Annotated in this window: 10 protein-coding genes; 5 read left to right on the forward strand and 5 right to left on the reverse strand. The window is 64.8% G+C overall.

What is annotated here, in order from left to right:
• Positions 1–3: 3 nt before the first annotated feature.
• Positions 4–1050 carry a phosphotransferase gene (locus MKD49_RS18820; RefSeq protein WP_252697063.1) on the reverse strand — a complete coding sequence of 349 codons (1047 nt, stop codon included), beginning with the start codon at positions 1048–1050 and terminating at the stop codon, positions 4–6.
• A 36-nt stretch (positions 1051–1086) separates the two neighbouring features.
• Complete coding sequence (locus MKD49_RS18825; RefSeq protein ID WP_252697064.1) at positions 1087–1752, reverse strand: haloacid dehalogenase type II; 666 nt, start codon at positions 1750–1752, stop codon at positions 1087–1089.
• Between the two features lie 313 nt (positions 1753–2065).
• Here MKD49_RS18825 and MKD49_RS18830 point away from each other — a divergent pair, with 313 nt between their 5' ends.
• On the forward strand, positions 2066–3340 hold the full coding sequence (locus MKD49_RS18830; RefSeq protein ID WP_252697065.1) for an FAD-binding oxidoreductase: 1275 nt from the start codon (positions 2066–2068) through the stop codon (positions 3338–3340).
• Here MKD49_RS18830 and MKD49_RS18835 read toward each other — a convergent pair.
• Positions 3321–4487, reverse strand: a complete 1167-nt coding sequence (locus tag MKD49_RS18835) for a GGDEF domain-containing protein (RefSeq protein WP_121042415.1) — start codon at positions 4485–4487, stop codon at positions 3321–3323. The genes MKD49_RS18830 and MKD49_RS18835 overlap by 20 nt on opposite strands.
• 106 nt (positions 4488–4593) lie before the next feature.
• On the reverse strand, positions 4594–4785 hold the full coding sequence (locus MKD49_RS18840) for a hypothetical protein (protein ID WP_121042417.1): 192 nt from the start codon (positions 4783–4785) through the stop codon (positions 4594–4596).
• Between the two features lie 220 nt (positions 4786–5005).
• On the opposite strand from MKD49_RS18840, the gene MKD49_RS18845 reads away from it, so the two are divergent.
• The 4 genes from MKD49_RS18845 to MKD49_RS18860 all read left to right on the forward strand — a co-directional run bounded on the left by MKD49_RS18845 (position 5006) and on the right by MKD49_RS18860 (position 10481).
• The gene (locus tag MKD49_RS18845; RefSeq protein ID WP_252697066.1) at positions 5006–7018 is read left to right on the forward strand and encodes an EAL domain-containing protein; all 2013 of its coding nucleotides are present in this window, start codon (positions 5006–5008) and stop codon (positions 7016–7018) included.
• Positions 7019–7204: 186 nt separating this feature from the next.
• Positions 7205–8164 (forward strand): bifunctional enoyl-CoA hydratase/phosphate acetyltransferase, encoded by a 960-nt coding sequence (locus tag MKD49_RS18850; protein WP_039789572.1) that lies wholly within the window; start codon positions 7205–7207, stop codon positions 8162–8164.
• Positions 8161–9342 (forward strand): acetate/propionate family kinase, encoded by a 1182-nt coding sequence (locus MKD49_RS18855; RefSeq protein ID WP_252697067.1) that lies wholly within the window; start codon positions 8161–8163, stop codon positions 9340–9342. Before MKD49_RS18850 ends, MKD49_RS18855 begins: the two co-directional genes overlap by 4 nt.
• Positions 9339–10481: an alpha/beta fold hydrolase gene (locus MKD49_RS18860; RefSeq protein WP_252697068.1), complete on the forward strand. Its 1143-nt coding sequence runs from the start codon at positions 9339–9341 to the stop codon at positions 10479–10481. Before MKD49_RS18855 ends, MKD49_RS18860 begins: the two co-directional genes overlap by 4 nt.
• 9 nt (positions 10482–10490) lie before the next feature.
• Here MKD49_RS18860 and MKD49_RS18865 read toward each other — a convergent pair whose 3' ends face one another.
• Entirely contained in the window at positions 10491–11921 is a 1431-nt protein-coding gene (locus tag MKD49_RS18865) for a GGDEF domain-containing protein (RefSeq protein WP_252697291.1), read from the reverse strand.
• Between the last annotated feature and the right edge of the window lie 166 nt (positions 11922–12087).

The raw sequence follows: 12087 nt of genomic DNA on the forward strand, positions 1-12087 counted from the left end.
GTGTCAGATGTCGGAAAGCAGGCGGTCACGTGCGTCCTGGCGGGGCAGGTCGGCCAGCTGGCCGAGCGCCTCCCAGGCCGCCGGGTTGTGCCGCATGATGTAGGCGCGGTTGTGGGGATAGCGCACCGCGCGCCATTCGGAAATGAGCGCCGTGACCAGATGGCGCGTGACCATGAGGTCGGCGACGATCTCCTGTTCCGGCGCGGTCAGCGGCAGCTCGGCGTGATAGGCCGCGACGAACTGCGCCGGTCCGGCAAACGGATCCTCGCTGCCGGTCATGTGGAAGGCCGCCGCCGTGGCGACTTCACCCACCAGCGGCGCGTGCAGCATGTCGCCGAAATCGATGATGCCGGTGATGCGCTCCAGCTCCTGCGGTGCCACCAGCACGTTGTAGAGGTGATAGTCGTTGTGGATCACCTGCGCACGCACGTCGCCCAGGCGCGGCAGCACATCTCGTTCGAAGCGCGCCATGAAGTGCTGTGCCAGCTGCTGCTTGGCCGGATCCTGCAGGCTCTCCATCTTGTCGCGCAAGCGGTGCGCGGTGGAGACATTCCACAGCAGGTCATGATGTGCCCCGGTGTGGCTGAACCCTTGCAGGGCCAGATCGAGCCTGGCCAGGCCGCTGCCCATGGCGCGCCGCTGGCCGTCGCTGCGTTCGGTGTGCTTGATCTGTACGCCGTCGAGGTAAGTCAGCAGGCGCACCATGCTCACGCTGCCATCCGGCAGTGTCACCTGTTCGATGCTTTGCCCGCTCAAGGAGCGCAGTACGCGCGGAATCGGAAGGTCCGGTGCCGCCCGCGCGATGTGATCCAGCGCGGCGATCTGGAAATCCACCACCGCCGCCTGTTCGGAAGGATTGCTGATCTTCAGCACGTAGCGCGTGCCATCGGCGCTCTCGATGCAGGCGTTCTGGTCGCGCTCACCTCCCAGCGCGCTGGACTTGCCCGCGATGCCATAGCGGACGGCGGCCAGTTGTTCCAGCGCTGCCGGGGCAAGATCAGGTGCCGCCGTATTCAGGGCGGCGGGTTCTTGCAATGCGGTCTCAAGCATGATGCGTCCCGTCTCTCGTAGGCGCGACGGCAGCCATCAAAGGCCTACCAGCGTGGCCAGCTGGCGGAAGTCCGTCAGCCGGCTCACGCCATAGCCATCGCAGTAGGGCTCGTGATTGCGGTCGATGTAAGCCTTGCCCATGAAGCCGAGATCCTTGGCCGTCATCAGGTCATAGCGGAAGCTCGACGAGCAATGCACCATCTCTTCCGGGCCGCAGCCCAGCTGGTCGAACATGTATTCAAAGGCCTGCCCGCGCGGCTTGTAGGCTTGCGCTTCCTCGGCGGTGTAGACCGCATGGAAGGGCGCTTTGAGGTGCGCCACGCTGTGCGGGATCAGGTCGATCATCGAGTTCGAGAGGATCACCAGCGGGATGTGGGGCGCGATCTTCTCCAGCGTTTCCACCACATGCGGATGCGGCTGCCAGGTCGGCACGGCCGCATAGAGGGCCTGGCCATCGCTGTCCCGGCATTCCACGCCATGGGCGTGGCAGGTGCGGCGGATGGCGTTGTCCACCACATCCAGGAACGGTTTCCAGGCGCCCAGCACTTCGTCGAGACGATAGAAACGGAAGCTGTCCAGGAAGGCCGGCATGCGCTTCTCGTCGACACGATCGGCAAAGAGCATGCGGGCGGTCGGGCCCATTTCAAAATTGATCAGGGTGCCATAGCAGTCAAAACTGATGTACTTCGGCTTGAAAGTCATTTGCTCAAACTCCTTCGTTGGGGATGGAAGAAGTATGGCCGCCGGCCTCCAACTAATAATTTTTATTGCGCCGGGATCGGAGCAGCTTCTACTTTTAAACGGCGGCTTTCCGGCATTTTGCGTTACGCAGGCCGCTCATCCTGCGGACAGCCAGAAAGGGCGGGCGTTGCACGAGCATTAACCTGCGTTTAATGCTGCGTTCAATGAGCATTAATCACCGTACCGGGAGCGCGCACCATAATCAGTCCACACCCCGTTGCGGCCTCGTCCCCTGCGTTCATGATCCGGCTGCCGACCGTCGATGGAGCTCCTGATGCAATTGAAGTCGTACTGGCTGGACACCTCATCCCCCTTCGTCAGCACCCACACCGCCTTGCCGGGCGACGGATGCGACGTACTGGTCGTCGGTGGCGGCATCACCGGTTCAGCGGCCGCCCTGGCGCTGGCGCGCAAGGGAGCCAGGGTGGTGGTGTGCGAAGCGGATATCGTCGGCGGTGCCGCCTCCGGCCGCAACGGCGGCATGTGCAACAACGGCTTCGCGCAGGACTACGCTGCCCTGTCACAACGCCTGGGAACGGAATGGGCCAACCGGCTCTATCGCGCCTTCGATGCCGGCGTCGATACGGTGGAACGGCTGGTGCGCGAGGAATCCATCGACTGCAGTTTTGCACGCTACGGCAAGCTCAAGCTGGCGGCCAAGCCCGAGCACGTCGACAAGCTGGCGCGCAGCCAGGCCCTGCTGGCCGCCAACGTGGACGCTGACACGCGCCTGATCACCCGCGCCGAGCTGCGTGACGAACTGGGCAGCGACCGTTACTACGGTGGACTGCTGATGGAGAAGAGCGCCGGCATGCATGTCGGCCGCTATGTGCGCGGCCTGGCCCACGCTGCCCAGCGGCGCGGTGCGATCTACCTCGAACACACTCCCGTGCTGGGCTTGAAGGCGCAAGGAGGCGGCTATCAGGTGCAGACGCCTGCCGGCAGCCTGCGCGCCAGCCAGGTGCTGCTGAGCAGCGGCATTTCCCAGGTCGGTCCCTTGGGCTGGATACGCCGCCGCATCGTGCCGGTCGGCGCTTTCCTGATCGTCACCGAACCCTTGCCGGCGGAGCTGCTGGCACAGTTGCTGCCGACGCGGCGCATGTACACCGACACCAAGAATTTTGTAAATTATTTCCGCGCTACGCCGGACAATCGCCTGCTCTTCGGCGGACGCGCGCGTTTCGCAGTGTCCAATCCGCAGTCCGATGCCCGGAGCGGCGAGATCCTGCGCAGCCAGATGCTGGAGGTCTTCCCGCAACTGGCCAAGGTCCGCATCGACTATTGCTGGGGCGGCATGGTCGACATGACGATGGACCGCCTGCCGCGTGCCGGACAGCGCGATGGCGTGTTCTATTCCATGGGTTACAGCGGCCACGGCACCCACATGGCCAGCCTCATGGGGACGCTGATGGCCGAGGTCATGGACGGCAGGACCGATCTCAATCCGTGGAAAGATTTCGACTGGCCGGCCATTCCCGGTCATCTGGGCAAGCCCTGGTTCCTGCCCCTGGTCGGGGCCTGGTACCGGCTCAAGGATTGGCTGCAGTGAGGTGTGCCGGGCTCACGATGAGCCGGTCGCGTCCGGCGCGCTTGGCGTCATACAGGGCCGCATCGGCCAGCGCCATCAGGCTTTCCAGCGCCAGTGCCGGCTTGGTGTAGAGACTGACGCCCACGCTCAGGCTCACCGCCTCGGGAGTGGCCACCCCCTTGCGCGCCACGTGGGAGAAGGCCATCCGCAACTGTTCGCCGAGATGGGCGACCTGTTCTTCACGCACATCCTGCAACAGGATCACGAACTCATCCCCGCCCAGCCGCGCGGCCAGCGCATCGGCGGGCAAGACTTCACGCAGCAGCGTGCTCAGGGCTTCCAGCAACTTGTCGCCGGCGGCATGGCCGTGCAGGTCGTTGACCTGCTTGAAGTTGTCGATGTCGATCAGCAACAGCGCGCCCGGATGGGCCTCGCTGGCCCGTGCCAGCAGCGCCGGTGCGCGTGCCTGCAGGGCGCGCCGGTTCAGCAGTCCGGTCAGGGGATCACGTGCGGCCAGCTGCCCGATGCGTTCTTCGCGGCGATGGCGCTCGGTGCCGGTCATCGACAAGGCGATCAGCATCACCGCCATCGATCCCTCCACCAGCGACACCTGGATCAGCACGCCGCCAAAGGCCGCCAGATCCACGAACGCCCCCAGCGCCAGCGCCGAGACCGCCTTGGCCACATAGAACAGTCCATGGATCAGCAGTACGAAGCGCAACTGCACCGCGCCCACGCTCAACGATGCACCATGCGGACGCAGCAGGGCGCTGGCCCGCAAGGTGAGGGCGGCGATCATCAGCGATTGCAGTCCCAGCATCACGCGCGACCACCAGGCGTGTGCGGGCAGCAACAGCATCAGCAGCCACAGCAAGGCAATCAGCCACCAGGCGCGCGAGATGCGGGTGCGCGTGAACCAGGCCACGCCCGCCAGGAAGCAGGCATGCGCCGCGATCAGCAAGCCGTTGGCGAACCAGATGCCGACCAGCAGATAGCCGCGCGAGCGCAGCAGCGCAAGGAAGGAGCCGACCGTGATGATGGCGAAGCCGCTGCTCCACAGCAGCAGCGAACGTTCCCGGACGCTGGTCCATTCGATGGCCAGGTAGAGCGAAGCGGCCGCCGCCAGCGCGATGGTGAGGATGAGAAGAGTGGAGGGATCGAGAGCCATGACAGGAGCAGCGCCAGTTTGCCGCGCAGTAAATACGGCTCCATTTTAGCCTTCCGGCACGATGCCTCCGGAAATCCCTCCGCAGGAGGTGTTGCTGCGGGAGAACTCAGTCTGCCGCCGCTGGCCCGGCAGGTGCCGTTGATGCTTCTTCAGCGTCTGCCGCCGTCGTGCTGCCGGCAGCTTGTTGCGGCGAGAGATGCGGCAGTTTTCTGTTGATCAGGGGCAAGTTCTGACGTTCGCTGCCATCGGGCATGACGGCCTGTTCGGCCGATAACCAGTTGCCGTTGTCTTGGGACATGAGGGTTCTCCAGGTCATGAAAGGGGTTCAGCAAGCCCGGAGCTTGTCTCTTCCGCGCCAACAACTCGTTGATACATCTCAATGGGGCTCATGTTTTGATGGGAATTCTTCTTATTCATTGGATAATACCCGCCATCGGTAGCGCTACCTTGGGCAGGTGGCCGCCGCTTCTGCCTCGCCGCTCGGCGGGCAGCGCAACTGGGCACCACGGGATGGGGATGTGAACGAACTCAAGACAGAAACCGGTGCCGGCGACCACGCGTCCCGGCTTGCATTGCGACAACTGATTCGCGCGGACCAGCTCACGGCGGCCCGCCATACCGTCATGCTGTCGATCCCGGTGGCCTTCGTGCTGAGCGGCATCTCCACTTTCGTGGCCTGGCATTCCGGCAAATTCTGGGTGGCACTGATCTGGCTGGCCTGCGCCACGCTGGTCAACCTGGTGCGGATCCCGCTGTGCCGCCTCTCACCGCAACGCGTGGCGCAACTGGTGCCGTGGATGGCCCCGCGCGGTCAGGTGCGCGACGCCAGCGACGTGGTGGAACTGAACCTGCGCCTGCACTGGATCCTCGCCCTGATCTCGGGCTTCGCCTGGGCCGGCATGCCCTGGCTGAGCGAAGGCTACACCACACCCGAGACCCTGTTCTATCTGACCTGCGTGTGCGGCATCACGGCCGGTGCGGTCACCCACGGTTTCGCCTTCGCTCGCATCCCGATCAGCTTCATCACGCCGCCGCTGCTGTCGGTGATCTTCTGCCTGTTTGCCTTCAATCGCACGCCGACCCGCCTGGCGCTGGCAGCGACGGCCGTGATCTACCTGGCCGGCCTGATTCGCGGTGCCCGCGTGGGCGAGCGCATGTTCGCACGCGCCTGTGCCCTGAAGAACGAAGCCACTGCCGCCAGCCAGGCTCTGGCCGTGGCCCACGAAGACCTGCGCCAGTTCGCCGCGCGCATGCAATACCAGGCCGAGCACGATCTGCTGACCGGCCTGCTGGACCGTGCCGGTTTCATGCAGGTGGCCGCGCAGGTCCTGGTGCAGCAGCGGGAACGCCAATGCCTGATGTTCCTTGACCTGGATGGCTTCAAGGTCATCAACGATGCCTACGGGCACGAAGCGGGCGATCAGGTACTCATCGAAGTGGCACGCCGCCTGCAGGCGGCCTTGCCCGAGGGCGCTACGCTGGCGCGCCTGGGCGGCGATGAATTCGTGATCCTCTATCCGCTCACCGCCCACGCGGAGCCGCCGGAGCACGTGGCGCAGCGCCTGATCGCAGCGATGCGCCAGCCCTTCGCGCGCCTGGCCCATCGTCACATCGGCCTGAGCCTGGGCATCTACCTGTCGCGTGGCGACGATATCAACGAGATGCTGGTCTGCTCGGATGCCGCCATGTACGAGGCCAAGCGCCGTGGCCGCAATCAGTACCAGGTCTTCAATGCGGCGCTGGATGCGCATCTGCAGATGAAGCGCGATGTCGAACGTGATCTGGCGCAGGCGCTGGCCGATGGCGAACTGCAGGTGTGGTTCCAGCCCATCGTCTGCGAGGACGGGCGCGCGCTTGATGGCTTCGAAGCGCTGGTGCGCTGGACGCATCGCCGCCATGGTCCGATTGCGCCGCCCGATCTGATCGAGATTGCAGCGCTGGCAGGACTGTCGGAAGAGCTGCTGCGTTTCATCATGGGCGAGGTGGCGCACATGATCCAGTTCATGCGGGACAACGGCCGCAGCGACCTGCGCGTGTCGATGAACATCTCGCCGCGCGAAATGGAGCGCATCATCATCGAGGATCTGGTGGTGGGCACCCTCAAGCGCCAGAACCTGCCGGCGCAGATGCTGGAGATCGAGATCACCGAAGAGACCGCGCTCGACCTGCAGGCCGCCACCCAGACGCTGACCGCGCTCGCGCTGCAGGGCGTGAGCATCGCCATCGACGATTTCGGCGTGGGCTATTCCTCGCTGGGCTTCCTGCGCCAGCTGCACGTCTCGCGCGTGAAGATCGACCGCAGCTTCGTCACCGGCCTGGCCGACCAGACCGAGAACCAGGCGCTGGTGTCGGCGGTGCTGCAACTGGCGGCCTCCTTCGGCTTCCAGGTGGTGGCCGAAGGCGTGGAGAGCGAGGAAGACCTGCAGGTCCTGCAATCCATGCATTGTCACGCCATGCAGGGGCATTATTTTGCCGAACCGATGCCCGCCGAACGCGCGCGCCAGCACGTGCTGGCACTGACCCCGGCCTGACCGTCCGCACTCCCGCCCGCGACCGCGGATGCACCCGGACAAAGTTGAAGCAGATCAAGCTTTGTCTTCTCTGTCCGGTTTGCGGGCAATCCTGCAATTGAACTCACCTCCGCCTGCGGCTATGCTGCGACACAGCAAGCCCGCATGAGTGCGTCCGGCCTCATGCCATTCCCTCAGGAGGACACCATGTTTCCACCGACGCAGGCCACGCCTGCCGAGCGCTACGGTCAACTCATCCGCGATGCCCTGGGCGCGCAGGCGATGCGGGTCGCTGTGGTCCATCCCTGTTCTGCCGAGGCCTTGCAGGGCGCGCTGGAGGCGCGCGAAGAGGGCCTGCTGGAGCCGCTGCTGGTCGGGCCTGAAGCCCGGATACGGCGCGTCGCCGAAGAAGCCGGCCTGTCGCTGGCGGGTCTGCAGATCGAGTCCACCGAACACAGCCACGCCGCCGCTGCGCGCGCCGTCGAGCTGGCGGTACAAGGGCAGGTATCCGCGCTCATGAAGGGCAGCCTGCACAGTGACGAACTGCTGGGGGCGGTCGTGGCCTCCGGCTCGGGACTGCGTACCGAACGCCGCATCAGCCATGTGTATGCCATGGCCATTCCCACCTATGCCAAGCCGCTCATCATCACCGATGCGGCCATCAACATCGCGCCCACCCTGGCGCACAAGCGCGACATCTGCCAGAACGCCATCGACCTGCTGCACGTGATGGGCGTGCCGCGTCCGCATGTGGCGGTGCTGGCGGCAGTGGAGACGGTCAATCCGGCCATGCCCTCCACGCTCGATGCCGCAGCCCTCACCGTGATGGCCACGCGCCATCAGATCACCGGTGCGCTGGTCGACGGCCCGCTGGCCTTCGACAATGCCATCAGCCTGCAATCGGCCAGTATCAAGCAGATTACTTCGCCGGTGGCCGGCAGTGCCGACATCCTGCTGGTCCCCGACCTCGAAGCCGGCAACATGCTGGCCAAGCAATTGATCTACCTGTCGCAGGCCGAGGCCGCCGGGCTGGTGCTGGGGGCACGCGTGCCGGTCATCCTCACCAGCCGCGCCGACAGCCTGCGCGTGCGTCTGGCCTCCTCGGCACTGGCCCGTCTGTTCGCCTCGCGCAGCAAGGTGCAGGCGGTCGGCAAGGAGGCCGCATGAATCGCTGGCTGCTGACCTTCAATGCGGGATCGTCCTCGATCAAGCTGGGCGTCTTCCGGATCGATGGCGAGCGCGCCAGCAAGATCGGCCACGGACAGCTCGACCTGCATCTGTCTCCCTTGCGGCTGCGCCTGGAGATCGAAGGCAAGGCGTCGGCCATGGCCATCGACGCCGATCCTGCTGCCTCCATGGACAAGGTACTGGAGCAGGTGCTGCACCAGCTGGAGGTGGGTCACGAGCAGGGCGCGCTGTGTGCAGTAGGCCATCGCGTGGTGCATGGCGGCTTGCATCTGGCCCGCTCGGTGCGGCTGGACGAACGCATCGAACAGGAACTGGAATCGCTGGCCCCGCTGGCCCCCCTGCATCAGCCGCAGAACCTGCGCCTGATCCGCGCCATCGGGCGCCTGCGCCCGGGCCTGCCGCAAACGGCCTCCTTCGATACCGCATTCCATGCGACGCAGGATGCACTGGCGCGCCGCTTCGCGCTGCCGCGCAAGCTGCATGACGAGGGCGTGCTGCGCTACGGTTTCCATGGCATTTCCTACCGCTACATCGCCAGTGAATTGCGCCGCCGCCAGTTGCCCGAGGCGCATGGCAACGTGGTGGTGGCGCATCTGGGCAATGGTGCCAGCCTGTGCGGCATCCAGAACGGGCGCAGTGTCGATGCCAGCACCGGATTCTCCACGCTGGAAGGCGTGCCGATGGGCACGCGCTGTGGTGCGCTCGATGCGGGCGTGCTGCTGTATCTGCTGCAGCAAGGGATGACGCCGGCGGCGCTGGAAGACTTGCTGTACCACCAGTCTGGCCTGCTGGGTGTGTCCGGGGTGAGTGCCGATGTGCGCACCCTGCAGCAGAGTACGGAACCCTCCGCGCGCGAGGCGCTGGAGTTGTTCGCGTTGCGCTGTGCCGGTGAAGCCGCACGCCTGGCGACCACGCTGGGCGGCATGGATGCGCTGGTCTTCACGGCCGGCATCGGCGAACACGATGCGCGCATGCGTGCGGCCATCTGCGCCCGCCTCGACTGGCTGGGCGTGCAGCTCGACGAAAGCGCCAACGCCCAGCATCTCGAATGCATCAGCCATCAGGCCAGCCGCGTGCGCGTGCTGGTGATTCCGACCAATGAAGAACAGGTCATTGCCGACGATGCGGCAAGACTCATCCATGGGAGCCCCGCATGACGACCTCATCTGCCAGCCACGCCCGCCATCCCGCACCAGAGCCTGCGGCCTGCGGGCCCGGTTGCGTACCGCTGTTCTGGCCGATGATGCTGGCCACCGAAGTGTTCCGCCAGGGACAGGAAGTGGTGGACAAGCATCTGCGCTTTCTGGAAGAAGAGGCCAAGCTGCATTCCCTGCATCACCCGCAGATGGCCACCGCCAACCAGGTGCGCCTGACGCTGCGTACGCTGAGCTTGCGCGAATACGGCAAGCCCGCTGCCGCGCATGCGGTCCCGACGCTGGTGGTGGCTCCCTATGCGGGACACACCTCGGTGATCGCCGACTACTACCGCGGTCAGAGCCTTGTCGAAACGCTGATGGAACATGGCGTGCCGCACGTGTTCCTGACTGACTGGCACAGCGCCAGCGAGGACATGAAGGACCTGGAGATCGACAACTACCTGGCCGATCTCTGCGTGGTCATCGATGAATTGGGCGGGCGCGCCAACCTGGTGGGTCTGTGCCAGGGTGGGTGGATCTCGGCCATGATCGCGGCGCGCTTCCCGCACAAGGTACAGCGGCTGGTGCTGGCCGGTTCCCCCATCGATGCGGGGGCCGGAGCAGGACCGCTCAAGCAGATGGTGGAGCGCACGCCGATTCGCTTCTACGAAGATCTGGTGCGTACCGGCGGCGGCCTCATGCGCGGCAGTTTCATGCTGCAGGGCTGGAAGAACATGCATCCCGACGAGCATTACTTCAGCGAACATGTGGACCTGTTCCAGCACATCGACGACCCGGTGTATCTGGCCAAGCGCGAGATCTTCGCGGCCTGGTACGAAACGCCGATCGACCTGCCGGGACGCTGGTATCTCCAGGCCATCCGCCAGATCTTCAAGGACAATCTGCTGGCACGCGGCCAGTACGTGGCGCTGGGCAAGATGCTGGACCTGCGCGATATCACCTGCCCGCTCTACCTGCTGGCCGGGGAACGCGATGACATCACCACACCCGAGCAGGTGCTCAACGCAGCGCAATTGGTGGGCACCCCTGCTGTGCACATCACGCAGCGCGTGGTGCCGGGCGGGCATATCGGCCTGTTCATGGGCGGGCGCACCCTGGCTGAGGCCTGGCCGCAGATCGCGCAGTGGCTCGCTGCATGAAGGCCGACCTCAGATCGCGGAACTGATCTCCACCCGATTGCGGCCCGCTGACTTGGCGGCATACAAGGCCTGATCGGCTTCGGCCAGGAGTTGTTCGGCTTGCGCGTGACGCTGCAAGTCGGCCTGGGCCACGCCGAGGCTGATGGTGACCATGCCGAAACGGCTGTGCGCATGCGGCAGGGCGAGGTGCTCGACGGCTGCCCGAATGCGCTCGGCCACCTTGCTCGCGCCGGCCGCATCGCTGCCCGGTAGGATTACCACGAATTCTTCGCCGCCATAGCGCGCCGCGCCGTCCTCATTGCGCGCCAGGCTGGTCCGCAAGGCGGCCGCCACCTGGGCCAGAACCAGGTCGCCGGACTGGTGGCCGTAACCATCGTTGTAGAGCTTGAAGAAATCGACATCGATGAAGATCACGCTGAGCTGCCGCAGCGTTCCCTCGCGCAGGTGCTGCCAGTGGCGCTCCATCAGCTCGTCCATCGAGCGGCGGTTGATCAGTCCGGTCAGGCCATCGATGGTGGCCAGCGTGGTCAGGGTCTTTTCCGACGCATGGCGGCGCAGGAATTCACTTTGCATCGAGCGGAAGAAGGAGAGCGCGCTGAAGATCAGCAGGATGGAACCGATGATGAGGATGGCCAGCGTCTTCTGCCAGTAGTTGTAGATGTTGCTCTTGGCATAGCCGACGAAGACCATCAGGTTGGTGCCCGGCACCGCGTGAAAGGCGTACAGGCGCTCGACACCGTCATTGACCGACTTCCAGAAGAAGTGACCGGAGTCCTGCTTCAGGAAACTGTCGAGCATCGGTGCCGAACTCAGATTGCGGCCGACCATGGCCGGGTCATAGGGAATGCGCACATACACCGTGGCATCGCGCGAGTAGATCGACAGGACGCCGTTGTTGCCCACATCCACCCCTTCCAGCATGGAGCGGAAATAGGCCAGGTCCAGCACCATCATGGCCACGCCAGCGAAATTGCCCTGCGCGTCGGTGATGCGCCGGGACAGCACGACCACGAAGTAATCCTTGGCCAGTTGGATGGGTTTGGAGAGGAACAGCTTGCCGGCGGGGCTGTCGGCGTTCTGCTGGGCCTGGAAGAAAGGCGCATCGCTGAAATCATTGGTCAGCAGCGCCGGCGAACTGCGTGAACTGGAGACCAGGAGGCCGTTCTTGTCGAGCACGGCGGTTTCGACGATGTAGCGATTGGCTTGTCCGCCCGTGAAGAGAAACGATCCCAGCTCGCTGCCCGACACCGGGAAATGCAGCACCTGGCGATAGCGTTCGCCGATGGAATCGAGGACCGAACAGAAGAACTCTGCGTGCCGCTGCAGGCCGCGCTGCATCACCAGCGTGATGTTGGCCGCATGGCCGATGGCCGTTTCTTTCGCCTGCTGGTGACTCTGGTAGATGGCACCGCCGCCGAGCAGGATGGCCATCAAGACCATGATCACCCAGCCCCTTTGCACATCGCGCTTCAGGATTTGAATTTTGGACTCCGGAACGTCACAGACCAGATGCGTGGCCCGTCCATTTCTGTTCCGGGAACTGCCTCACGTGGCTATCTGCAGGAAAGGGCGAGCAGGCCGCCTTTTTTTCGAAACGGAATATAGC

This window comes from Herbaspirillum sp. WGmk3 (assembly GCF_023952535.1).
Lineage (GTDB): Bacteria > Pseudomonadota > Gammaproteobacteria > Burkholderiales > Burkholderiaceae_D > Herbaspirillum > Herbaspirillum huttiense.

Bases quoted from the DNA above. Each gene is read 5' to 3' on its own strand.
- MKD49_RS18835 (WP_121042415.1), bottom strand. From the start codon at position 4,487: ATGGCTCTCGATCCCTCCACTCTTCTCATCCTCACCATCGCGCTGGCG.
- MKD49_RS18820 (WP_252697063.1), bottom strand. From the start codon at position 1,050: ATGCTTGAGACCGCATTGCAAGAACCCGCCGCCCTGAATACGGCGGCA.
- MKD49_RS18860 (WP_252697068.1), top strand. From the start codon at position 9,339: ATGACGACCTCATCTGCCAGCCACGCCCGCCATCCCGCACCAGAGCCT.
- MKD49_RS18825 (WP_252697064.1), bottom strand. From the start codon at position 1,752: ATGACTTTCAAGCCGAAGTACATCAGTTTTGACTGCTATGGCACCCTG.
- MKD49_RS18850 (WP_039789572.1), top strand. From the start codon at position 7,205: ATGTTTCCACCGACGCAGGCCACGCCTGCCGAGCGCTACGGTCAACTC.
- MKD49_RS18865 (WP_252697291.1), bottom strand. From the start codon at position 11,921: ATGGTCTTGATGGCCATCCTGCTCGGCGGCGGTGCCATCTACCAGAGT.
- MKD49_RS18840 (WP_121042417.1), bottom strand. From the start codon at position 4,785: ATGTCCCAAGACAACGGCAACTGGTTATCGGCCGAACAGGCCGTCATG.
- MKD49_RS18855 (WP_252697067.1), top strand. From the start codon at position 8,161: ATGAATCGCTGGCTGCTGACCTTCAATGCGGGATCGTCCTCGATCAAG.
- MKD49_RS18830 (WP_252697065.1), top strand. From the start codon at position 2,066: ATGCAATTGAAGTCGTACTGGCTGGACACCTCATCCCCCTTCGTCAGC.